The 24,275-nt window shown below is 60.4% G+C and carries 18 protein-coding genes; 15 read left to right on the top strand and 3 right to left on the bottom strand.

What is annotated here, in order from left to right; genetic code table 11:
- Nucleotides 1–478: 478 nt before the first annotated feature.
- The 7 genes from FJ988_RS19825 to FJ988_RS19855 all read left to right on the top strand — a co-directional run bounded on the left by FJ988_RS19825 (nt 479) and on the right by FJ988_RS19855 (nt 6,495).
- Nucleotides 479–988 carry a hypothetical protein gene (locus FJ988_RS19825; RefSeq protein WP_140820024.1) on the top strand — a complete coding sequence of 170 codons (510 nt, stop codon included), beginning with the start codon at nt 479–481 and terminating at the stop codon, nt 986–988.
- Between the two features lie 37 nt (nt 989–1,025).
- On the top strand, nt 1,026–1,313 hold the full coding sequence (locus tag FJ988_RS19830; RefSeq protein WP_140820025.1) for a hypothetical protein: 288 nt from the start codon (nt 1,026–1,028) through the stop codon (nt 1,311–1,313).
- Between the two features lie 182 nt (nt 1,314–1,495).
- Nucleotides 1,496–2,581, top strand: a complete 1,086-nt coding sequence (locus FJ988_RS19835; RefSeq protein ID WP_181183607.1) for an extracellular solute-binding protein — start codon at nt 1,496–1,498, stop codon at nt 2,579–2,581.
- Nucleotides 2,582–2,767: 186 nt separating this feature from the next.
- On the top strand, nt 2,768–3,604 hold the full coding sequence (locus FJ988_RS19840) for an ABC transporter permease (protein ID WP_140824805.1): 837 nt from the start codon (nt 2,768–2,770) through the stop codon (nt 3,602–3,604).
- Nucleotides 3,605–3,610: 6 nt separating this feature from the next.
- Nucleotides 3,611–4,432 (top strand): ABC transporter permease, encoded by an 822-nt coding sequence (locus FJ988_RS19845; protein WP_140820028.1) that lies wholly within the window; start codon nt 3,611–3,613, stop codon nt 4,430–4,432.
- The gene (locus tag FJ988_RS19850; RefSeq protein ID WP_140820029.1) at nt 4,429–5,508 is read left to right on the top strand and encodes an ABC transporter ATP-binding protein; all 1,080 of its coding nucleotides are present in this window, start codon (nt 4,429–4,431) and stop codon (nt 5,506–5,508) included. Before FJ988_RS19845 ends, FJ988_RS19850 begins: the two co-directional genes overlap by 4 nt.
- 99 nt (nt 5,509–5,607) lie before the next feature.
- Entirely contained in the window at nt 5,608–6,495 is an 888-nt protein-coding gene (locus FJ988_RS19855) for an NmrA family NAD(P)-binding protein (RefSeq protein WP_140820030.1), read from the top strand.
- 258 nt (nt 6,496–6,753) lie between these two features.
- On the opposite strand, the gene FJ988_RS19860 is transcribed toward FJ988_RS19855, so the two are convergent.
- Both FJ988_RS19860 and FJ988_RS19865 read right to left on the bottom strand, forming a co-directional pair.
- Entirely contained in the window at nt 6,754–7,251 is a 498-nt protein-coding gene (locus FJ988_RS19860) for a flavin reductase family protein (RefSeq protein ID WP_140820031.1), read from the bottom strand.
- On the bottom strand, nt 7,248–7,796 hold the full coding sequence (locus FJ988_RS19865) for an NADPH-dependent FMN reductase (RefSeq protein WP_181183608.1): 549 nt from the start codon (nt 7,794–7,796) through the stop codon (nt 7,248–7,250). The genes FJ988_RS19860 and FJ988_RS19865 overlap by 4 nt, the downstream gene beginning before the upstream one ends.
- Before the next feature lie 400 nt (nt 7,797–8,196).
- On the opposite strand from FJ988_RS19865, the gene FJ988_RS19870 reads away from it, so the two are divergent.
- The 5 genes from FJ988_RS19870 (at nt 8,197) to FJ988_RS19890 (ending at nt 15,708) form a co-directional block, all read left to right on the top strand.
- Nucleotides 8,197–8,964: a hypothetical protein gene (locus FJ988_RS19870; protein ID WP_140820033.1), complete on the top strand. Its 768-nt coding sequence runs from the start codon at nt 8,197–8,199 to the stop codon at nt 8,962–8,964.
- A gap of 150 nt (nt 8,965–9,114) precedes the next feature.
- Nucleotides 9,115–10,752, top strand: a complete 1,638-nt coding sequence (locus FJ988_RS19875) for a GMC family oxidoreductase (protein WP_140820034.1) — start codon at nt 9,115–9,117, stop codon at nt 10,750–10,752.
- 156 nt (nt 10,753–10,908) lie between these two features.
- On the top strand, nt 10,909–11,529 hold the full coding sequence (locus tag FJ988_RS19880; RefSeq protein ID WP_140820035.1) for a TetR/AcrR family transcriptional regulator: 621 nt from the start codon (nt 10,909–10,911) through the stop codon (nt 11,527–11,529).
- Nucleotides 11,530–11,611: 82 nt separating this feature from the next.
- Nucleotides 11,612–12,613, top strand: coding sequence for an efflux RND transporter periplasmic adaptor subunit (locus FJ988_RS19885; protein WP_210242777.1), 1,002 nt, complete (start codon nt 11,612–11,614; stop codon nt 12,611–12,613).
- Nucleotides 12,610–15,708: an efflux RND transporter permease subunit gene (locus FJ988_RS19890; RefSeq protein WP_281407751.1), complete on the top strand. Its 3,099-nt coding sequence runs from the start codon at nt 12,610–12,612 to the stop codon at nt 15,706–15,708. The genes FJ988_RS19885 and FJ988_RS19890 overlap by 4 nt, the downstream gene beginning before the upstream one ends.
- A 343-nt stretch (nt 15,709–16,051) precedes the next feature.
- Here FJ988_RS19890 and FJ988_RS19895 read toward each other — a convergent pair whose 3' ends face one another.
- Nucleotides 16,052–17,596: an acetolactate synthase large subunit gene (locus FJ988_RS19895; protein WP_140820061.1), complete on the bottom strand. Its 1,545-nt coding sequence runs from the start codon at nt 17,594–17,596 to the stop codon at nt 16,052–16,054.
- A gap of 353 nt (nt 17,597–17,949) precedes the next feature.
- On the opposite strand from FJ988_RS19895, the gene FJ988_RS19900 reads away from it, so the two are divergent.
- From FJ988_RS19900 to FJ988_RS19910, 3 genes are all read left to right on the top strand, one after another.
- Nucleotides 17,950–19,110, top strand: a complete 1,161-nt coding sequence (locus FJ988_RS19900; protein ID WP_140820037.1) for an acyl-CoA dehydrogenase family protein — start codon at nt 17,950–17,952, stop codon at nt 19,108–19,110.
- A gap of 42 nt (nt 19,111–19,152) precedes the next feature.
- Nucleotides 19,153–21,162, top strand: coding sequence for a 3-hydroxyacyl-CoA dehydrogenase NAD-binding domain-containing protein (locus FJ988_RS19905; protein ID WP_210242778.1), 2,010 nt, complete (start codon nt 19,153–19,155; stop codon nt 21,160–21,162).
- Between the two features lie 881 nt (nt 21,163–22,043).
- Nucleotides 22,044–24,182 carry a ParB/RepB/Spo0J family partition protein gene (locus FJ988_RS19910; protein WP_140820038.1) on the top strand — a complete coding sequence of 713 codons (2,139 nt, stop codon included), beginning with the start codon at nt 22,044–22,046 and terminating at the stop codon, nt 24,180–24,182.
- The last annotated feature ends 93 nt before the right edge of the window (nt 24,183–24,275 follow it).

Here is a 24,275-nt window from a genome sequence, read left to right on the forward strand (position 1 = left end):
AAAATCCGTCATCCAAACTGAGAAGCGGACTATTGGCATTGGCCACTCAGTCACTATTGGATCTGCCAATCGGGGTCGGGTCATTCATCACCTGAACCTGCACAAGACGGAGCGATCCAAAAATACGGTGGTTATACCGCGTGGGTTCCCTTTCGCTGTCAGACGCGAAAGCGCTCGCGCCACATTCGCTTCGCAAGGTGCAACCCGTCGCGTTCCACTAACTCATATCGTCCGCAGCGAAGCTGTCAAGCAATTTGGAATTAGGTTCCGACTTTGCCCCTTATAGGCTTACCAAAAATCGAAACTGAATTCCAAAACGTCCTGCGGCGCGCTTGACCAATCCGACGCAAATGGTGGATATAAGGATATGCTAGCCGACCAGTCGGTACTGGTGGTTACCCGGTGAGGCGGTCCGCCAATTCAGGGCAGGCATGAGTCGCAAGGTCGTCAAAGCCAGCTGCAAAAATTGGGGATCCCAATGAAGGTCGAGACAATATTTCTCAAGCCCACGCCGACAGTGCCCAACTCACGTCTTCCGGTGCTAATCTACCGCGGTATCATCTCAGGCAGCATCGCCAATTTCGAGGCGACCATACGGGCCAACGGTTGGTTCCCGGACTGGTACAGCAAGATGGGGCTCTATCCAAAGCACCACTTTCACAGCGATGCTCATGAGCTGATCGGCTTTGCCAGCGGCGCCCAGACAGGACGGCTCGGCGGAGATGGGGGTGTTGATGTCGAACTGGAAAAGGGCGACGTCGTCGTGATTCCGGCCGGCGTTGGTCACCTGGGCATTGGGATCAGCGACGACATTCTGGCCATAGGCGCTTACCCGTTGGGCTACGGCATTCGCGATTTCCGGCTATGCGAGGCGTCAGAGTTTGCCGAAGCTTTTCGTAAGGTTCAGCAGGTTCCGGTGCCTCCGACGGACCCATTCCTGGGCGCTACAGGCCCGCTTCCGGAAATTTGGATGAATGCGGCAGCATAGACGCTGGCCGGGTTATAGCTCAATGGAGACGAGGACGATGAAGGCTCCGCCACCTGCTGACCAACACAATTTTCTCGCCGATAATGATGCCTACCTGAAGGGCGCGAGCGGGGCCGATGGCGGCGAGACAGCCGAAACCCACGTCGATCACCTGCTCGGTATCAGGCGGAAGCTGGTCGTCCGGCGCCGGCAACTCGCCGCCGACGCGAAGAACAATGAGATTGTGTACCTCGGACGAGCAATCGATATCCATAGACTCCAAGAGCTTCTTCGAGCCATCGATGAAGCGATCCTGGACGAGCGCCACAGTCAGCCGACCTCCTAATCTCGGTCGCGCTGAACAAAGCCCTCCATGCTATTTGACAAGCGACGGGTGACGTCGTGCCCCGTTTCTCTTCACCTTGACGATGTCTACGAAAGGCGCTTTATTGGAATTGCGTTCCGAAAATGCGGGGTACGGAGAGACACTCACCCGCTTGGGAAACGGTCACAAAAAAGGGGAACCGCATGAACACGACGTCTCGAAGCGCATACCGCCCAACAAGGCGAGATATCTTCAAAACAGGCTTGGGTGTGGGCGTCAGCTTGGCTGCAGGTACCCTAACAATGCCCGCGATCGCGCAGTCCAAGCCTGATCAGCTTTTGGTAGCGGACGGAGGTTCGATCCTCCGTGACGCGTACACCAAGGCGTACTATGAACCGTTCACGCAAAAGACGGGCATCAAAGTTGTCCCTCAGTCCTATATGGGCGCTGCCGAGATCAAGGCGATTGTCGACAACAAGGCGTGGGGGCAGGGTGATGTTGCATTGACGGGGACTGCGGAAGCCGCGGTCGTCAGCACTCAGGGCTTGGCGGAAAAGATCGACTACGGCAACATTGACCGCGCCGATTTCTTCGACAGCATGTCGTCAGACGACTGGTTCATGACGCTGGTTGCCGCAAGCTGTTTAGCCTGGAATACGGAAAAGTTCCCAGGTGACAAGGCGCCGAAAAGTTGGACGGACTTTTTCAAAAAGAGTGGATCCTTTCCAGGACGCCGTACCTTGCAGAAGGCCGCAACTCTAACATTGGACATTGCCGCGATTGGCGACGGAGTCGCCCGCGATAAGCTGTATCCATTGGACATAAACCGGTCTATCGCCAGCCTGGACCGAATTCGGGATGATATCGTCTGGTGGGAGAGCGGCTCGCAGTCCCAGCAGAACATGGTCAGCGGCGAGGCCGATTTGGGCTTCCTGTGGAATGGTCGAGCTCAGCAATTGAAGGACCAAGGCAAACCCATCGACTTCACTTTCCAAGATGCTGTTCTCGACGGAGACGCCTTTGTGATCCCGAAGGGTCACCCCAACGCCAAGTGGGCACATGAACTTGCCGTCGTCTTCGCCGACGGGAAAAACCAGGCGAAATTCACCGAGCTCCTCCCCTACGGCGCAGCGACAAAATCAGGTGTCGCCCTGGTTTCTCCTGCGAGGCTGGCGGTGACGCCGACAGGACCTGAGAATAGAAAGGTCACAGTTCTGCAGGATTTTGCCTGGTGGGCGAAAAATGGCGAGGAGGCCATGCGGCGCTTCACCGAATGGACGATTGGCTGAGGGAATGGGAAAGTCGGCGGCGGCAGGTCCGTCCGCCGGCTTTCCTCGTTTCAAAGTGCGGCAATCCCCTGAGGCCATGTTTATTGTCTGGGGCGGAGACCTTTTTGGCGATCGGTTGGACATATGCCGACTCGTCGTCGCAGACCTACGCTCTTAGCTGACCGAACAAAGTTGGAAATGATCGAAATGTCGAAGGCTTGGAGTTTGGAGAAGGGGTACCGCATACTGAGCCTGCCAGTACTACTTTTTCTCGGCCCCGCCTTTTTGCTTCCGTTAATTGTTGTGGTCGTTAGAAGTTTCGCTGAGCCAACTCTGGGACTCGAAAACTACGTATATATTTTTACCAGCCGCGCGCACATCGTGGTGCTTATCAATACCTTTCGTACCGCGTTCACAGTCACTGTCGTGACCCTTTTGCTTGGATATCCCTTTGCGTACTTGATGTCTCGAGCATCTGGTCTCAAGCTTAACATGATGCTTGCGCTGGTAATGATTCCGTTTTGGACAAGCGTTATTATTCGTACATATGCCTGGATTTCTCTCCTTCAACAACGTGGTTTGGTGAACAACTTCCTCGTGCACATGGGCATAATCGACGCGCCACTCCGTCTTTTGAATAACCAACTTGGGGTCCATATTGGGATGGTGCAGATTCTACTCCCCCTGATGATCCTCCCGCTCCTTAGCACCATGCGTCAACTCGATATGACCAAAGTGCAGGCTGCAGAGATCATCGGAGCCAACCCCTTACAGGTATTCTACTACGTATATCTCCCTATGACGCTGCCTGGCGTCTTCGCGGGGTTCCTTCTGGTCTTCATCACTGCGCTGGGATTCTACGTGACACCTGCACTTATGGGAGGCAGTCGCGACGCTATGGTATCGATGCTAATAGAACAGCATGTTCGCAAGACCTTGAACTGGCCACTCGCCTCCGCACTGTCGGCGACACTGCTGTTCATGGCGGGTATTCTCTTCGTTATTTATGAGCGGCTCACTGTACAAAGATCGAATAGGGTCTAACAGGCAATGTGGTCAACGTTCACCAAGCTTCAGTCTGCTGTGCTTCACGGTGTCGTCTACCTGACGATGGCCTATCTCATCATTCCGACCCTAATCATTCTGCCAATCTCGTTGAGCAGCGAGCGGTACCTGTCATTTCCCCCGGCCGGCTATTCGTTGCAGTGGTATAAAAGCTTCATCGACAACCCAGGCTATGCCCACTCGATGCTGAACACCCTCAAGGTCGGCATTCCCGTGACAATCTTGTCCATGGCCCTCGGAACGCTGGCTGCGCTGTCGGTTGTCCGGGGCAACTTGCCCATGCAGCGCTCATTTTCGGCTCTGGTGCTCGCCCCGTTGATGCTTCCGCAGATTATTCTAGCGATCGGCCTCTTTCCCGTTCTCGCGTCAGTGAACCTGCTAGGTGGGTTTGTAGGGATCATTATCGCCCACACCGTCATATCCATCCCGCTCGTCATGATCACAGTCAGCGCCGCGTTGCGAGGCTTCGGGCCGAACTATGAGCTCGCCGCCATGACAATGGGCGCCAATTGGTGGCAGACATTCTGGAGCGTAACCTTCCCGATGATCCGACCCGCTGTCCTAGTTGGAGGATTGTTCGCCTTTGCCGCCTCGTTTGACGAAATTATCATCGCGCTGTTTTTGACCGACTTCAATTCAGTCACGCTGCCGAAGTTTATGTTCAGCGAGCTGCAATATCAGCTAGACCCGACTATCGCTGCAGCATCGACTGTTGTAGTTTCGATATCGCTCATCCTGTTGACGATTGTCGCGTTGATACAACGACGGTCCTCCTCCATTGTCAGTAAGGCGCAGAACAGAGCATGAGTGAGATACGTGGCCACAAAGTTAGTTTCATCGAAATTACGAAATCATACGGTCAGGTAGTTGCACTTCATCCAGCTAACCTTGAAATCGAAGCCGGCGAGGTTTTCGCAATTATCGGGCCGAGCGGTTCTGGAAAATCGACGTTACTTGGATTGACGGCAGGATATACAACACCTACTGCAGGTGAGATCCGGATTGACGGTGCCAACATCGCAGACAAACCACCGTTCAAACGCAATATCGGCATGGTGTTTCAGGGTTACTCGCTGTTTCCTCATATGACGGTTGCCGAGAACATCAGCTTTCCGCTGAGAGTCCGGAATGTGCCGAAGCCAGAAATTGCAACGCGTCTGAAGCGCATGATCGACCTGGTGAGGCTGAGCGGAATGGCCGATCGCTATCCGGCAGCCTTGTCCGGCGGCCAGCAGCAACGCGTTGCGCTCGCGCGCGCCGCTATCTACAACCCCCTCCTATTGCTGATGGATGAGCCGCTCAGCGCGCTGGATAAGAACTTGCGCGACGAGATGCAGTACGAGATCAAACAGTTTCACCAGGCAGTCGGTTCGACCTTTTTGTACGTAACGCATGACCAGGGCGAGGCTGCTTCGCTAGCCGACCGTATAGCGATCATGCGTGATGGACGGATCGAACAGATAGGCGGCGCGCGTGAATTGTATGAAATGCCTAGCAGCCGCTTCGTGGCTTCTTTTCTCGGGCACGCAAACATCTTCGAGATAACCGACCTGATTCCGAAGGGCAACGGTGTCGATGTGCGGACGAGCTTTGGCGCGATATTGCACTCATCCCAAGTTCCAGGCTCGGCTAACGTCTGTGCATGCGTGCGGCCTGAAGCAATGTCGATCGCGACCACAACTTTGACGACAGACAATACCGTGGCTGGAGTGGTCGAGGACATCACTTTTATAACCGGCTCCACTCGGTACAAGGTCCGCGTCGAGAATGGCCCGCAAGTGCATCTTGTACAGCCCACTACTCGTCTGCTCGAAGCCATTGCAGTGGGCCGGCGTGTCCATCTCGGCTGGTCAGCATCAGATATGCTTCTGGTCCGCAACTGACGCCAGCGGCGTATTTCCCGTCTCAACCACCGTCGCTAACGGCGGCCTGAATTCGGAGCCAGCAAGAGGGAATCCACTACCAATGCAAAGGTTGGTGATATGAAAAAGATTCTGATTGTGGGCGCCACAGGCAACTTTGCGTCTCACGTGGCCCGGGAACTTGCTACGCTAGGCGATATCGCGTTGCGGGTGACCAGCCGCTCGGAAAAAGGGTTGGCCAAGCTGAGCAAGGAGTTCCCCCATGCTGAAGTGGTTCGGGCGGAGTGGACGGACCGTGACAGCCTGGTCAAGGCGTTCGCGGGGGTTGATCGCGCCCTGATGATAACGCCGGATCTAACAGACGAGGCGGTCGTCGTTCCCAACACCATCGCTGCCATCGAGACTTCGCCCAATTTCGACCTATTGGTCCGCCTCATAGCTATTCCGCCGATTACAGCCGATGAGATGACAGAAGAATGGCTAAACACGAAGGTCGGTACAGCTGCCCATTGGGTAGCGAAGGACGCGTTTAAGGGTAGCGACGTGCCGATCGCATATGTCAATGTCTCCGCTTGGACGGCTTACACGCTGCCCTGGTTATGCGGCGAGGCCATTAGAACCCGACGGGAAATGCCGATCACAGGAGACGCCTTACGCAACTGGATCGTTGAAAGCGACGCGAGTGAATTGATGGCGAAGATGCTGAAAGAGGGTTCAGATCCGCATCAGGGCGAGGAATACATCGTCACCGGCCCGGAAAAGCTGACCTTTCCCGATATTGCACGTATCCTCAGCGAGGAGCTTGGGGAAGTGGTCACTTGGGTCGATTCTTCAGATTCCTATGAAAGCACCGCCGGAGACATGGCCGAGGCGCTTGCCATCTATACCCGCTATTCGGCAATGCACGGCCACAAGCAGCCCGTCACCGACACGATCAATAAGCAGTTGGGGCGGCCCGCAACGTCGCTAAGGCAGTATTTTCGAAACAACCTGCATTTGTTCAAGTGAGACTAGGTAGAGGGTCGGCTCGGTTCAGAGCTCTTGAGTTGAGGGAATTGCTATTGATCAATGTAGAGGATGCGCAGTTCAGATTATGAACGGTTCCGCCCGGCGCTGGCGTCATGCTTTTTGCCGGCGTCGAGCGCAAAGATGACCTCGCAATGATAGCCGGAAAACCGCCTGCTGCGATCGGTAGAGCCGGGGTCGATGATATGATCTAAGAGCGATTCTTGTGGCGAACACGGTTGGCGTTCCCAACTGCCCGCGTCAACCCGTTGCAAGCTGGTGATATCGCCCCCTGTAGTAGAGCAGGGGAGAGGAGTGTTCGTCGCCTCTGGGTTCGCCAATCTGGTTCACTTCGGCGATGATCACCCAGTGATCGCCGGCCTCGTGCTCAGCATGCAGCCTGCAATCAAGCCATAGAAGTGTACCCTCTATGACCGGGTTGCCGCCTTCGGTCGTGTTCCAAACGACGTCGGCCCAGCGGTCGATAGCCGATTTGGCAAAGGTGTCTGAAAGTTGCACTTGGCGGCCTGACAACACGTTGACGCAAAAACGCCCGCCCTGGCGAATCTTCGGCCAACTCGTAGATGACTTCATAACGCTGAACGACACCATGGGCGGCTCGACCGAGACACTGTAGAAGGCCTGGCACGTGAAACCCACGGGCTTGCCGTCGATCATGCTGGCGATGATCGTGATGCCCGACGCAAAATGACTCAAAGCGTCGCGGAACTGGCGTGAATTGATGACCTGTGCGTTCATGGGGCCTTATCCTTCATGGAGAGACTGGCGGTGATTGCGTCGAGCGTCGGCTTGGCTGAGATAATAGCGATTCGGATCTCATTGACCGCCTCGCTGACCAGTTCGTCGACCTTCTCGATCTGTGCCGTATTGAAATAGAGACCTCGTACAGGCACGCTCGCTCCAAGTTCGAACATTAGAGCGTTCAAATTGACCGTTGGAGCCATCGAGTGGCCGAAGTCGGCGCCGGTCATAACAGACAAGGCGGTGATACCGCGCAATCCGTTTGCCGGATAGCGGTCGAGGAATACCTTCAACAGACCGGTGTAAGTTGCTTTGTAAGTGGGAGAGGCGAAGACCGCCAAATGAGAGCTCGAAACGCGCTTCGCAAGATCGGCCATCCGCTGCGATGGCCACTTAAAAATCTCGTCGATATGCTCAACAAGGTCGATGACGCTGCAGTCGACCTCCGTGCCGGCGAAGAGCTCGTCAACAATCATCTCGGCAATTCGCCGAGTTCGAGAGTGAGCCTTTGGATTTCCGACAACTATGGTCACTTGCAACATTGAGCACCTCATCGATGGCCAATAAGCCAGTGGCATCCAAAGCCTTGAGGCGCTTAGAGCCGACTGACCATACGATCAGCAATTCAAACAACTGACAGGATTCTGTGGCCCATCAGGATTGCAACGGCTCACGTCACGCTCACATTTACTCTCACGTGGGCGGGGTCTGTCAAGGGTATTATGATCTTTATCAGCTTTCTTGCGGGTCGATCGCAGGGCGAACCCGCATCTCACTCCGTTGTCAGCTTCAGGCAGCCAGCAATTGGGCTAACTAGGCTAACAAAGGATCGTAACCCGCCAATCGAGCCATGGTCGCCATCCCGGGAGGGAGCGCCCTGGCGTTGACCATAGCTGAAAACCTGAGTAACGTCAGGTTTGGTCGTCTTGGTCGGAAAACCTAATGCACGTTACCAAGCTTCTTTTCCCCGACATGTTCGCGGTCGAGATAGATGGGCAGGCCGGGACGGTTTGCGATGTGTTCCCGGACTGGAATGTTCACGACCGGTTCGGCATCGTCCTGGACAGCCCTCTTGGTGGCGTCGGCGCGACCCATCTCATCCAACTCGCCATCGTGTGCTTCTATGAGATCAAGCCGCAGCGCCGCAGCGCGAGGGCCATCTATCCCGAGATTTATGCGTTTCACCTCGGCCGGGGCTTTGGCACGCACTCACCGTTCGACTTTTGGCCGGCTCGCCGCGAGGTGATCCTCAAGACCGAGGACCACCGGGAGGTTCTCGACGCCATCAACGACAGGGCGATCACACGTCTCGCCATTCCCAACAGGCCACGGCGGGAGATTGTCCACCGCCGTAAAGAGACGGAAGCGGCACTGGAGACGATACGCTCGGCATTCGTTTACAGCCCGACGGGTCGTGTGGCCGATCCAGACTTCGCAATCCGCGGCACCAGCCCGAAAACCGAGTACAATCCCAAACAGGTGATCAAGCCACCGAGTGCGCAGGAGGTCGAGGCCCGGGCGGTGGCGGCAAAGGGTCTGGTCAAAGAGGCGGACCTCGACTATGCGCGTTGGCTTCAGGTCCGTAGCGCGGATGTCGGCGCGCAAGACCGTGCGCGCGCCGCCTCCGCCCGTGAGGCCATCTCGTGCGACGGCCTGGTTAGAGAGACCTATCGCCGGATCCCAGTCGATGAAGCCTTGCTTTGCCTCTGAGAGGAAATGCGGGGCTCGCACGGCGCGGTTTGGTCCTGCAGTTTTGTTGGCGATCCGCCTCCCCCGTGCCAATTCCATCGATCGCCGTCCCGGTTCACTAAAGGGCGACGTGTGTACCATCACCAAATGCCAGCATGACAGGAGCCGGTTTTGACCGATTCTTTCGACTTCATCGTGGTTGGCGCGGGCTCCGCCGGCTGCGTCGTGGCCAATCGGCTGTCGCGCGATCGGAGCACGCGGGTGCTGTTGCTCGAAGCCGGGGGGTGGGACTGGAATCCGTTGGTCTCAATCCCCATCGGCGCGAGGAAGTTGACGCAATATGGTCTCTACGAGTGGGGGGATGTCTCCGAGCCCGATCCTTTGCTCAACGGACGGCGTATGCAGGTTCCTCACGGAAAGGTCATCGGCGGCGGCTCTTCGATCAACTACATGGCCCATACGCGCGGTCACCCAGTCGACTACGCACGCTGGGTCGAGCAAGGCGCGACCGGTTGGAGTTACGAGGAGGTCTTGCCCTATTTTAAGGCGTGCGAAACGTGGGAAGGCGGCGAAGATCATTTTCGCGGCGGCGAGGGTGAGCTCGGCGCCCGTAAGGCACTCCGGCCAGACCCTATCTACGACGCCTGGTTTGACGCGATCCGCTCCCAAGGCTACCCCGTTACCGACGACTACAATGGCGCCGAGCCCGAAGGCTTCGCAATGGCGCAATACACGGTGCGCGACGGCATCCGCTCTTCGTCGGGCCGCGCCTTCCTCAGGCCAGCGATGGCCAGGCCGAATCTTCTTGTGCGCACACGCGCGACAGCCACCAGGGTGCTGTTTGATGGGAGGCGAGCGGCGGGCGTGGAGTATGTGCGCAACGGCAAAACCTTTATCGCCCGTGCGCGTGAGCGCACGGTCCTGTGTCTGGGCGCCGTCAACACGCCGCACCTGCTCATGCTGTCTGGCGTCGGCCCGGCCGGCCATCTGAAGGCCATGGGCATCAAGCCCCTGGTCGATCTGCCGGTTGGCAAGAACCTCGAGGACCATCTCGGGGTCTGGGTTTTCTGGAGTCGCAAGCAGCCCGGCCTGTTCCATCGCAGCCTCAGGCTCGATCGCATTGGGGCGAACATGCTGCGCGCCTATTTCGGCGGCACCGGGCCGGCGACCAACATCCCCGGCGCCATATTGGCTTTCATCAAATCGCGGGCTGGGCTGCGCCAGCCCGATCTCGAGCTGGTTGTTTCCATGGTGCCCGGAGACGCCAACTTTTGGTTCCCCGGCCTCAAGCGGCCTTACGTTGACGGATTCGGCATCAGGCCCGAGCTGCTTAGCCAGAAGAGCCGTGGCGAGATCTTGCTCAAATCGTCCGACCCCAGGGACAGACCCCGTATCTTCTACAATTCGCTCTCCGAGCCGGAAGATCTTTGCGTTCTGCGCGACGGCGTGCGGCGCTCGCTTGAGCTCGGCAACAGTGAGGCGTTGGCGCCGTTCCGGGGCCGTCCAACGGTTCCCGATCGTGACCTGAGGACGGACGCTGAGATCGATCGCCATATCCGTGACAATGCCGTCCAGCTCTATCATCCTTCTTGCACCTGCAAGATGGGCAAGGGCGAGGCTGCGGTCCTCGACCCGGATTTGAGCGTGCGCGGTCTGGACGGTCTGAGTGTCGTGGACGCGTCCGCCATGCCGCACTTGATCTCTGGCAATCCGAACGTGGTCATTATGATGATGGCCGCGAAGGCGGCCGATAAGATGATCGGGAAAGCTGCTCCGGCCAGGGCGGATCTGGTAGGCGGTCGCGCCTGATCATGCAGTGTGCGGGGGCGGCCGGCCTCACGTCCGAGAACCTGTTCCAGGGCTGTGCATTCTGATCGCGAGCGGTCGGTAAGGGGAGCCGCCTTGAAAGCAAAACGCGTTTAGTGATAGTGTTTGATAAACGCGTTTTATAAATGGGTCTATTTGATGCCGCGCCTCGCCATGACGGATGAAGCCCTTGGCGTGATGCGCGAGCGCTTGTTGGCGGCGACGGGCCGCATCATCGCGGGTGAGGGGGGATATTCGGCCTTCTCGATGAGACGTCTGGCCAAGGAGGTTGGCCTGACCGCCGGTGCCCTCTACCGCTACTTTCCGACGCGCCAGCATGTGCTCGTGGCCTACTGGTCCGATAGTCTGGGAGAACTTCACCGTCGCTTTGAAGTAATCTGCGCAGACAGAAAAGGCGTTCGTGATCAGCTCGAGGCGATGCTGCTGGCTTATGCCGACTTCGCGATCGAGAATCCTGACCGCTTCCGTGTGCTCTTTCTCGAAAACGACCTCGGCCAATTCTCCCGCTTTGGCGATATGACGACCCTTCTAAAAGGGTACGAGCTTTTTCTCGAACGGGTCGAGGCCGCGTTGACGGCCGGTATCATCCGCCCACTCCCGGTGGCGGTCGCCGCCCATGTTTTGTGGGGAACCATCCACGGGGTGGTGAGCTTGGCGATCACCGTGGAGCAGATCGACTTCGGGGATGCCCGCAAACTTGCCGAGGTAGCCAGCGCGACGGTGCTGCGCGGCCTCTTTGTATCTGGAGACAGGGATTGAGATGACGACTGTCGCTTGCAAGGTGGCGCCTCTGCTGTGCGCTGCACTGATGCTTACGGCCTGTGGCAAGGAGGAGGCCGAGATGCCCGAGAAGCCGCGGCCCGTGAAGGTGCTCAGGGTTCTGCCGACCGATGTCGCCGACATCATCGCCCAGACCGGCGAGATCCAGCCGCATACCGAGACCGACCTGGGCTTCCGCGTCAATGGCAGAATCGTGAGCCGCACCGCCGATGTCGGTGCGCGCGTCAGCGCCGGGGAGACGATCGCCGTCCTGGACAGCAGCGATATCGCCAACGAGGTCAGGGCGGCGGAGGCCGATCTCGAGAGCGCCAGCGCCGCCGAGACCGCCGCCCGCTCCACGCTCGACCGGCAGCGGTCGCTGTTTGACAAGCAGGTGGTGGCCAAGCCCGCGCTTGAAACCGCAGACGCGGAATGGCGAAGCGCTGCCAGCCGGCGCGAGGCCGCCGAGGCCAACCTGGAGAACGCACGCAACAAACTTGGCTACACAAAGCTGGTCGCGGTCGATGCAGGTGTGGTGACGGCCATTGGCGCCAATGCCGGACAGGTAGTCGGTGCCGGCCAGATGGTCGTCCGGGTTGCTTCGGACGGTGCCAAGGACGCTGTTTTCAACGTCTCCGAGCGCCTAATCAGCGGCGCCTCCGAAGATATTCCGGTCCGGGTGGCGCTGACGTCGGATCCGGCAGTCAATGTCCTTGGTTCGGTCCGTGAGATCAGCCCGGCGGCCGATCCGGTGACGCGGACCTACCGTGTGCGCGTCGCGCTCCCCGGCGCCCCCAAGGCGATGACGCTCGGTGCCACGGTGAGCGGGACGGTGGAAATCCCCGGCGGCAAGGTGATGGTTGTGCCGGCGCTGGCAATCACCAGCAGGTCCAGTTCACCGGCCGTCTTCGTGGTAGACACCGCTACCAGTAAGCTCGCGCTCAAATCCGTCGTCGTTGCCCGCTATACCGACACCTCGGCCGTGATCCAGTCCGGGCTGGCCGTGGGTGATGAGGTAGTCGTTGCCGGCGTCAGCAAGCTTCGTCCGGATCAGGCCGTCAAGCTCGAAGAGGCTGGCCAGTGAGCGCACTCCGCGACGCCTCCCGCCCCGGCGGCTTCAACCTGTCGGCATGGGCGCTCAGCAATCAGTCCCTTGTCATCTTCGTCATGCTGGCGACGTTGGTCGCCGGCGCCTGGAGCTATGTGCAGCTCAGCCGCAACGAGGATCCGCCTTTCACCATCAAAACAATGGTGGTTTCAGCCTTCTGGCCCGGCGCGTCCACCAAAGACACAACCAACCTGCTCACCGACAAGATCGAGCAAAAGTTGGAGGAGACTCCCTATCTCGACCGTATCGACAGCTACACCAAACCCGGAGAGAGCGTGGTCTTCGTCAACCTGCGTGACGACACGCCCCCGTCCAAGGTGACCGAGATCTGGTACCAGGTGCGCAAGAAGGTGCAAGACATCGCACCCACGCTGCCGCAAGGGGTGCAAGGTCCTGTCTTCGATGACGAATTCGGCGACACCTTTGGGCTTGTCTACGGCTTTACGGCAGAGGGATTCAGCGATCGTGAGTTGCGGGATCGCCTCGATCGCATCCGAGCCGAGATACTCAAGATCAAAGATGTCGGGAAGGTCAACCTTCTCGGTGTGCAGGAGGAGCAAGTCTTGGTGACGTTCTCGCCAAGCCGGCTTGCAATGTACGGGCTCGACGTCCCGGCCCTTGTCAAAGTCCTGCAGGGTCAAAACGCCGTCGCGCCGGCCGGCGTCGTCCGCCTCAGCGACGAACTGGTCGGCCTCTCCGTCACCGGTGCCTTCGTATCCGAGGAAAGCCTGCGCAAAGTAACGTTATCAGTGAATGGACGGTTTTTGCCGCTGACCGACCTGGTCGCTATCAAACGCATAGCTGCTGACCCGCCCTCGCCGCTGTTCAGGGTCAATGGCGAGAAGGCGCTCGGTCTTGCCATCTCCATGGCGCCGACGGGAAATCTCCTCGAATTCAGCGCCGCAGTGAAGGCAAAGATGGCCGAAATCGGGCAGACTCTGCCCTACGGCATCGAGGCGAGTGAGGTCGCCGATCAGGGGACGGTCGTGAAGGATGCCGTCGACGGGTTTCTGAAAGTTCTGGCAGAAGCCATCGCCATTGTGCTGGCCGTGTCCTTCGTTTCGCTCGGGATGCGCGCGGGTCTGGTTGTCACGCTGTCGATCCCGCTCGTCTTGGCAATGACCTTCCTGGGGATGGAGTTTGCGGGGATCGGGTTGCAGCGTATCTCCCTTGGTGCCTTGATCATCGCGCTTGGCCTGCTGGTCGATGACGCGATGATCACGGTCGAGGCAATGGTGGGAAGGCTTGAGCAGGGATGGGACAGAGCGCGGGCGGCCAGCTACGCCTATGACACCACTGCCTTCCCGATGTTGACCGGGACGCTGGTAATGGTCGCCGGTTTCGTGCCAGTCGGTTTCGCGGCTTCAAGCGCCGGTGAATATTGCTACTCGCTATTCGTGGTTGTCCTGATCTCTCTGGCGGCCTCCTGGGTCGTGGCGGTGCTATTCTCACCCCTGATCGGAAACTGGATCCTGCCAAGGACCATGCCGGCCCATGCCCACGGAGAGGGCAGGGTGATGAGGACGTTCAGCAAGCTCGTTGGCCTTGTGCTGGCCCGTCCGCTGGTGACCATGGGCCTGGCACTGGCTGCACTGACCCTCGCCGTGTTCGGGGCCACGAAGCTGCAACAGCAGTTCTTTCCGCCCTCCGATCGGCCGGAGCTGCTGGTCAGCCTCACGCTTCCCGAGAACGCGTCCATAGCTGCCACCGACCGGGCGGCCCGGAAACTTGAGGACATTTTGAAGCAGGACCCCGCTGTCGAGCGCTTCTCGACATATGTTGGGTCCGGCGCCATACGTTTCTACCTGCCGATGGACGTTTTGCTCACCAATGACAACATCGCGCAGGCCGTTGTGGTGGCGAAGGGTCTTGCAGAGCGTGACGCCCTGCGCGCGCGGCTCGATGAAGCATTCCGCGGCCAGTTCGGCGACGTCGTGGCGCGCGCTACCCCGCTCGAACTCGGTCCTCCCGTCGGCTGGCCGCTGAAGTATCGTGTGACCGGGCCCGACGTCGCTAAGGTCCGCGAATACGCCCTCGCGCTCGCCAGCGTTGTTGCGAGCGATGTCGATGCCCGCGACGTCAACTTGACCTCGGGCGAACCCCGAAAGAGCGTGACGATCGATGTTGACCAGACCGCAGTCCGCGCTGCCGGCCTCTCCTCCGAAGATGTCGCCAGCGCGCTCGCCCTCGTGTTCTCAGGCGATCGCGTCACCGCGGTCCGGGACGGCACCCGCCTGGTGGATGTTTTGCTGCGCGGCGAGGATGTCGAGCGGACCGATATCGGCACGATCGCCAATCTCCAAATCGCGACCGCCGACGGAAGGTCGGTGCCGCTCAGCCAGATTGCCAGCCTCTCTTATGGTGTGGAAGAACCGATTATCTGGCGCCGGCAGCGGGACGCAATCATCACCGTGCAGTCCGATGTGGCGCATCAGGTCCAGCCCAGCACGGTGACCGCGCGCCTCGCTCCGGCCGTCGCGGCCTTCGCTGGAAAGCTGCCGGCGGGCTACGCGGTCGCGACGGGCGGGGCCGTGGAAGAGGCTAAAAAGGGCAACAACTCGGTCTTCGCCGTTGTGCCCCTGATGATCGGGATCATGGTCGCGTTGCTGATGGTCCAACTGCGCAGCTTCTCGCGGACCGCGTTGGCGATCGCTATGGCACCGTTCGGCCTGATCGGTGTGGTTGCGGCTATGCTTCCGACCGGCACGCCGATGGGCTTTGTTGCCCAGCTCGGTGTGATCGCGCTCGCCGGGATGATCATCCGCAACGCCGTGATCCTTATCGAGGAAACTGACGCGAACCGAGCCAATGGCGCCTCGGCGAGGGTGGCGGTGATGGAAGCCACCATGCACCGTGCCCGCCCCATTATGCTGACAGCGCTTGCTGCCATATTGGGCATGATCCCGATCGCTCCGCAAGTATTCTGGGGGCCAATGGCCTACGCGATCATCGGAGGTCTGGCTGTGGCAACAGTATTGACGATCACGTTGCTTCCCTCGGCCCTGCTTCTGCTGATTGGGCGCGAGGTGTCATCAGCCCCCTCAGGTCAGGCGACCGCCTCGGTGTTCTGACGCGCACGATGCACATCATTGTGCCTGACATGGCACGGGCCGGATTGCATCCGCAATCCGCATCAACGGGTCGGACAGGGTCCTTCAACACGCAAGTTGACGTGCTCCGCTTCCTTGGGAGGTCTGAGGTCGCGGAGCACGCCAGCGCCCTCGCGGGCACGCCAGCGCCCCGGAGGGCATGGCTCGTTTCAGGTCGACGACGCCGCGATCGCAGCGTTGTAGAGCTTATTCGCATGCAGGCATCGACGGCTTCCTGCGGGCACGCTCGCCACATCCATGCGCCACCCGAAAGCACCAAGGCTCCGGACACGCCGGCCGTCGCGATTGTCATACACGCCATAGGTCATATGACCAACTCGATCAGGAAGGGGCGAGGGAGGTGGAAGCTTGCTTCGAGGAGGTCGGCGCATTGCTCGAGGGAGTGCGCTTGAACCGCTTCCACGCCCAGGCCTTCAGCGAGTTTCACCCAGCCGATGTCAGGATTCGAAAGGTCCAGCATGTTCATCGCTGTCTGCCCCGGCACCGCACCGACGTCTTTATATTCGCCGATCAAGATGTTGTACTTGCGGTTGCTGAGCAGGATGGTCGTGACCGGTAGCCGTTCCCGCGCCTGGGTCCACAGCGACTGCAGCGAGTACATGGCCGAACCGTCCGCCTGCAGGCTGATCACCCGCCTTGAGCCGCCCGCGCCGATCGCTGCCCCCGTGGCGACGGGCAGGCCGTCGCCGATCGCGCCGCCGGTGAGATGCAGCCAGTCATGCGGCGCCGCATTATGCGTTTCGGCGTAGAACCCTCGACCGAACGAGATACTCTCGTCTGAGACAATCGCCCCCTCGGGCAAGACCGCCCCTAACATGCGCGCAAAGCCCTCTGAGGTGGGTTTGCCGGTGACCCGTTGCGGCCGCGCCGCTGCGGCCGGAAACGCTGCCTCCGGCACCCCCAGCGTATCGACCAAGGCGTTGAGTGCCGCCTCGGCGTCCTGGTCCTGACGGGCAAGCACGTGCAGGCGTGTGCCATCCGCATATTGCCGCGACGGCTTGTCGGGATAAGCGAAGAAGCCGACCGGCGGTCGCGCTCCTACCAGGACAATATCTGTGAAACGGCTCAGCACCTTGACCGCGGCATTGGTGCCATAAGGGATGCGCTCGAGGGAAAGGCGACCTGCACCCCTTTCCACCCGCGGCGCGACGAACTCTCCCAGGATCGCGGCTCCGCTGGCCTGGGCCAAGCGCCACGCAAGGCGTTGCGAGGCGGCGCGGAATCCCTTGCCGCCGAGCAGGATGAGGACATTCGACCCATTGCCGCGCAATGCCGATGCGGCCGCGTCGACCACGTGCGGGTCGATCGGCGGCGCCCTGAGCGCGGGTAGCGGCTCGGCCACGACGCCACCGCGACCCCAGGAGGAGTCCGATGGCAGGATCAGCGTGGCGAGATTGCGGGCAATCGTCCCAGCCGCCTGCATGGCGGCTGCGGCGTCTGGCCCGACATCCTGCGGTCTGGCGCTGGTGCGCACCCACGCCGATACGGTTCGGGCCAGGGCCTCGGTATCGGCCGTCAGTGGTGCGTCGAGCGGCGCGTGGTAAGTGGCGTGGTCGCCGACGATGTTGACCACGCCGCTGCCGGCACGGCGAGCGTTGTGGAGATTCGCCAGGCCGTTCGCTAGGCCGGGCCCGCAATGCAACAGCGTGCAGGCCGTCCTGTCCGCCATGCGGTAGTAGCCGTCGGCCATGCCTGTGACGACGTTCTCCTGCAGCCCCAGGACACAGCGCATGCCGGGAATCTGATCGAGCGCCGCCACGAAGTGCATCTCGCTTGTGCCGGGATTGGCAAAGCAGGTGTCAATGCCCCCGGCAATCAAAGTTCGAACGAGGCTCTCGGCACCCGTCATTTCATTTGCTTGCGTCATGCACGCACGGCCTTCTCACGTCTTGCCGAGCAATTCGGCGTTGGTACGCAAATTCCGTATGTTGGAATTAATTTCCGAAGAATTGACTTGAACCGTACCCAAGTGTAAAGCCCTTTGCAAGGGCGGACGGAGCGATGGCGAGCCGAAAATGCGCGGGCGTGAAGCTGTAGACGGGATGGGATCTAGGCGCGACGCCGGGCGACCGTGCCTCGGCGCAGATCAGCTGTGCCGCAGGCCGCTTAGCCCCGGCGCAAATCGCTAGCCGATATCGCTCGAATCTGCCGCCCAAGCCACGCGAAGCGGCACCAACTTGCAGAGATGACACGGAACCCGACATGGCGCTCGATCCAGCCACTTTCGATCAACTTATCTCTACCGTCGCCCGCTTCGTCAGCGAGCGGCTCGTTCCACTCGAGGCGACGGTTGCCGAGCAGAACGCCATCCCTGAGGACGTCAAGCAGGCGTTCCGAGACATGGGCCTGTTCGGACTTTCCATTCCGGAGGCCTATGGCGGACTTGGTCTCACGATGGAAGAGGAGGTGAAGGTCGCCTTCGAACTCGGGCGAACGTCCGCGGCATTCCGATCGCTGATCGGCACTAACAACGGGATCGGCTCCCAAGGCATCGTCATGGATGGCACGGAGGACCAGAAGCAGAAATACCTGCCAAGCCTCGCCACCGGTGAAATCATCGCCTCATTCGCCCTGACTGAGCCTGAGGCAGGCTCAGACGCGGCTTCGCTGCGCATGAGCGCGAGGCGCGATGGCGGCAGCTACGTGCTCAACGGCACCAAGCGCTTCATCACCAACGCTCCGCATGCCGGTCTCTTCACTGTTTTTGCGCGCACCGCCGATGCCGAGCGCCCGAAAGGACGAGTTACGGCCTTTCTGGTCGAGGCAGGCACCCCGGGCCTGAGCCTTGGCGCCGTCGACAAGAAGATGGGGCAGAGCGGATCCCTCACCAGCGACGTCATCTTCGAGGACTGTCGCGTCCCGGCTGACGCCGTACTGGGAGGGCGCGAAGGCCAAGGCTTCCACACCGCCATGAAGGTGCTGGACCGCGGGCGGCTCCACATCTCGGCGGTGTGCGTCGGCATGGCCGAGCGACTCATTGCCGACAGCCTGGCCTACGCTATCCAACGCAAGCAGTTCGGTCAGCCGATCGCGGAGTTCCAGCTCGTGCAGGCCATGCTCGCCGACAGCAAGGCCGAGGCCTATGCGGCGCGCTGCATGGTTGTCGAGACGGCGCACGCCAAGGATCGCGACGCCAACGTCTCGACGGAGGCCGCGTGCTGCAAGATGTTTGCCAGCGAGATGGTCGGTCGTGTGGCCGACCGCGCGGTCCAGATCCATGGCGGCGCCGGCTATATGAGCGAGTACGGCATCGAGCGCTTTTATCGTGATGTGCGGTTGTTCCGCATCTACGAAGGCACGACCCAGATCCAGCAGTTGGTTATCGCCCGCAATATGATCAAGGACACTGCTCAGGCGAGCTAGCCGCGGCGGCAGCCATTTTGAAACCCGGATCCGGAGCACACCTTGAACCAGCCGCAAGCAAGCATATCGCCGGTGCTCGTTGAGACCGTCGACGGCGTCGCCCGCCTCACCATCAGCAACCCACCGGTCAACGCGCTCTCGCAGGCTGTCCGCCAGGCACTGATCGACCTGGTTCGCGAAATGGGCGAGCGGTCGGATATCCGGGCAGTTGTCATCGCGGGCGGCGGAAAGGCTTTCATTGCGGGGGCCGACGTGCGGGAGTTCGAGGGACCTTTGCTGGGTCCGGCCCTGCCGGAAGTGCTGCGGGTCATCGAGGACTGCCCGAAACCCGTAGTAGCCGCCATTGACGGCGTGGCGTTGGGGGGTGGTGCCGAGCTCGCGCTAGCTTGCCATGCTCGTGTAGCAACGCAGCGCAGTAGCTTCGGCTTCCCAGAGGTCAAGCTCGGCATCATTCCGGGCGCCGCCGGAATTCCCCGTCTCGTTCGCCTCGTCGACCCCACCCAAGCGCTCGAGCTGGTCGCTACCGGCAAGCCGGTCGCTGCGGACCGGGCTCGCGCGCTGGGCGCCGTTGACGCCATCACTGGCGCGGCGGATTTCCTGGAGGCGGCAACAGCCCTGGCTCTCGAACTGGCGGCAGGGCCGCTGCGCAGGACGTCGGACCTACCGATCAGGCCGACCGCGGACCGGTCAGCTTTCGAGGCCGCTGCGCGACGGCTGGCGGACAGGGCGCGTGGCCAGGCTTCGGTGACTGCGGCCATCGAAGCGGTCCGGGCGGCCGAGAGCCAGGATTTCGAGGAGGCCGCGGCGGCCAACCGCGCCGCCTTCCTCGATTTGCGCCAATCCGACCAGGCGCAGGCGCTACGCCATCTCTTCTTCGCCGAACGCGAGGCGCTAAGGATTCCTGGCATCGACCAAGCGGCGTCGCGCAAAGTCGCTGCCGTGGCGGTTGTCGGCGCCGGCACCATGGGACGAGGGATTGCGGTCGCCTGTCTCAAGGCCGGATATCCGACGCTGCTGATCGACCGCGATCCGGCAATCGTCGAGCAAGCCCGGACGGCCATCGGCGAATCTCTTGCCAGAATGGCAAAAAGCGAGAAATGGGAGACGGCGCGGGCACAAGCCCTGCTTGCCAAGATCGAGGTCGCCACGTCGCTTGCAGCTGTGGCAGGTCATGATCTCGTCATCGAGGCGGTGTTCGAGGACTTGGCGGTAAAGCAGGAGGTGCTGGTTGGCATCGCCCTCCATGCCGATACAGGCGCCATCATCGCGACGAATACGTCTTATCTTGACACCAATCTACTGGGACGTTCGGTGGCAGATCCGGCGCTTTTTGCAGGCCTGCATTTCTTCGCGCCGGCGGAAGTGATGCGTCTGGTCGAGGTCGTGCGTACCGAGCACAGCGATCCGGCGGTGATCGCTACGGCGCTACGTTTTGCCAAGTCACTTGATAAAGTGGCGGTAGTTTCCGGTGTCTGCGACGGCTTCATCGTCAATCGTATCCTTGCCCGCTACAGGCGCGAGATGGAATATCTGTTGGAAGACGGCGCTTTGCCCCAGGACGTCGACGAGGCTCTGGAGGCTTTCGGCTTCGCCATGGGGCCGTTCGCCGTGGCCGATTTGTCAGGCCTCGACATCTCGTGGGCACGCCGCAAACGGCTCGCGCCGACGCGTGACCCCTTGGAACGCTACGTGAAGGTGGCGGACTGGCTTTGTGAGATGGGCCGTTTCGGCCGCAAGACCGGAGCGGGCTGGTATCGCTATGAAGAAGGCAAGCGGGTGCCAGATCCGGCCGTGGAAGAACTCATCAGGCGCGCCTCGGCTGAGCGTGGCATCAAGCGTCAGCCGATAGGCGGCCCCGCGATCGTGCGTCGTGCGCTCGAGGCGATGGCGGTCGAGGCGAGGGCCATATTGGCCGAAGGTGTGGCGTTGCGCCCATCAGACATCGACTTGGCGATCGTCAACGGTCTTGGCTTCCCCGCTTGGCGCGGCGGCCCGCTGTATTTTGCCGATCGGTCCGAAGCGAACGGTTTCCAGGCAACGCTGGGCGCTTGATACCGTGACGGTACTTTTCTTCAGCCGGATTTCCGTGTTAGGTGCGGGAGAGAACAGGCAGAAGCTCCGATTGACTCCGATAACACACGAAACCTCGAAAATTTTTTTGCCGAAAATTTCTCTTTAAAATCAATACCTTATTTTTTTGACGGGCCATGGGTCGGCTTTCGATGCTCCAAGTAAGAAAAAACCCAGCTAGATCAATGACCTAGCTGGGTTAAGAACAATTGAGTGGGCTGCAGTGACGGCCGAAGCAATTGTCGCTGCATCATCAACATCCGCCGCGGAAAATGCGGACGTTCAAACCGCCTCGATCCGCGAATGTCGGCATAATTTGCGTGACTCCCGCAAGCAGTATGCAACAGCGTGCCGATGATGCCCAGATTGTCCACTGCGGCTGACGCACCAACAGCATTGTGACCCCAGCCAACGCGAGGCATCGCATCTCAGATATGCTCAGTAGCACTATCACCGATAGATGGAGTGGGACACTCGATGCCAACAAGACCGTTATGATCGACCGGCGGATGGTTGATCAGCGTCCTGATGCGTCACATGCGTCACGCCAAGATGTTCGCGCTCCGCAAATCGTCGGGTCGACGTCGCCAAGGCGACTGAGCGTTCCTGCCAATGCTGGGTCGCCTGGATCAGAGCTCCAATCCGTAGTTAGCGGACCTATGCACTTCGCAGAGTTCCTGCTGCGAGAATGAGCGCAAGCCGCAATGGATCTTCCCCAGAGCCTTTCGTGGGAGACACCGGTTCGGCAAATAGCGCGAGCCGGGAGGGGCGGAGCGGTGCGAGGAGGGAGAGTGGGGAGTGGTGATCACAGCGGGTTGGAGGTTCGGAGAGAGGCTCCGGCCGGCCCGCCATGGAGAAATGATATGGCAAAGGCCATTCAGAAGATCACCCTTGACCGATCGATGGACATTCCTTTCGACAAGCTCGAACTCTCGCAGAAGAACGTTCGCAACATCAAGGCAGGCATCTCGATCGAGGATCTCGCCAACGACATCGCCCTTCGCGGGCTTCTCATGAGCCTGAATGTACGGCCGATCCTTGGCGAGAACGATAAGGAAACCGGTCGGTACGAAGTTCCCGCCGGCGGCCGCCGCTATCGTGCGCTCGATCTGCTGATCAAACAGAAGCGCATGGCGAAGACGGAGCCAATCCCCTGTATCATCAAGCGCGGCGGGTCGACCTCGGTCGAGGACGATTCGCTTGCCGAAAACGTCCATCGCCTCCAGCTCCATCCTCTCGACCAGTTCCGGGCTTTCCAGACCCTCTATTTGCAGGGTCTCGGCGAGGAGGAGATCGCTGCGCGCTATTTCGTCTCTTTGTCGACGGTGCGCCAGCGCCTGCGGCTGGCGTCGGTTTCGCCCCGCCTTCTCGATCTCTACGCGAACGACGAGATCAAACTTGAGCAGGTGATGGCCTTTTCCATCACCAACGATCATGTTCGCCAGGAGCAGGTCTGGGATACGGTCTCCCGGTCGCATGTCCGTGAGCCGTACTACATTCGCCGGCTGCTGACCGAAACAGCGGTGCGTGCCGTCGATCGCCGCGCGGTCTATATCGGGATCGAAGCTTACGAAGCTGCCGGCGGCGTCGTGATGCGCGACCTCTTCGAACAGGATCAGGGTGGGTGGCTCCAGGATCCGGCGCTTCTCGAGCAGCTCGTGTTCGAAAAGCTTAAGACCGACGCCGAGGCGCTGAAAGCCGAGGAGGGCTGGAACTGGGTCGACGCGGCAATCGACTTTCCCTATGGCCATGCCTCCGGACTGCGACGCTTCTACGGCGAGCGCCCAGAACTGAGCGCCGACGAACTGGCCCAGTACGATGAGGCAAAGGCGGAATACGACAAGCTCGACGCGGAATATGCCGAGGCGACCGACTATTCCGAGGAGACAGAAACCCGGCTCGAAGAACTCGGTAACGAGCTGGACCGGCTGAATGACCGGCCCCATGTCTTCGATCCGGAAGAGGTGGCGCGCGGCGGCGCCTTCATCTCGCTCGGCGCCAGCGGCGAGTTGAAGATCGAGCGCGGCTTTGTTCGACCTCAGGACGAGCCGATCGTCGAGGCCGATGGCACGGGTGCCGGCGATCACGATGGCGATCATGCAGTTGCGGCATCGGCAACCGGAGGAATCTCGGTCAACGGCAAGCCGGTTGCAGTCGAGCCGCCGGAGGAAGAGGACGACCGCATTCGTCCGCTATCGGATCGTGTCGTCGAGGATCTGACGGCAGCCCGCACGATCGCGCTCAGGAACGCGCTCGCAAACGATCCGGTCATGGCCTTTGTCGCTGCCTTGCACGTCCTCGTTCTCAAGAGCTTTTTCGTCTATGGCTCCGACTCGTGCCTGGAGGTCACGTTGCAGAGCGCGAAGTTCAGCCAGACGCAAGGGTTGGGCGACACGGTCTGGGCGAAGGAGATCGAACAGCGTCATGAGGCGTGGGGACATGATCTTCCGAAGACACCCGCGGAGCTTTGGGCCTACCTGGTCGCACTCGACGAGGCCAGTCGGCAGGCGCTGTTTGCTCATTGCGTCTCGCTGTCGCTCAATGCCGTCGTGCAGCCGTGGAATCGGCGCCCCGCGGCGATCGCCCATGCCGATGAACTCGCCCGCTCGATCGGCTTCGACATGGTCGAGGCAGGCTGGACGCCGATGGTCGACAATTATCTCGGCCGCGTGACCAAGGCCCATATCCTGCAGGCGGTCCGGGAGGCGAAGGGTGAGCAGTCCGCGCAACTCATCGATCACCTCAAAAAGGTGGACATGGCCTGTGAGGCCGCCCGGCTGCTCGAAGGCAGCGGATGGCTGCCCGAGCCACTTCGGCTCACCGTGGATGAGGCGCTCCCGGAACAAGGCAACGAAGCCGCGGACGAGGTCATCGCGGATGACGCGGTGGAGGGCGCCGACATCGATCTGCCGGCATACCTGACCGAGGGTGCCGAAGGTGAAGATACCGCTCATGAAGATGCCGGTATCGAAGAGAATCGTCATCTCGACGCTGCGGAATAGCCCTCTCTAGACCTTCTGATCCAAGGCCCGGCTCTGCGCCGGGCCTTCCTCCAGCATCCACCTCACCAGCCCGGGCGTCGCAAAAGCGACGGC

It is taken from the genome of Mesorhizobium sp. CU3, assembly GCF_006442965.1.
In the GTDB taxonomy this organism is placed as follows: Bacteria; Pseudomonadota; Alphaproteobacteria; order Rhizobiales; family Rhizobiaceae; genus Mesorhizobium.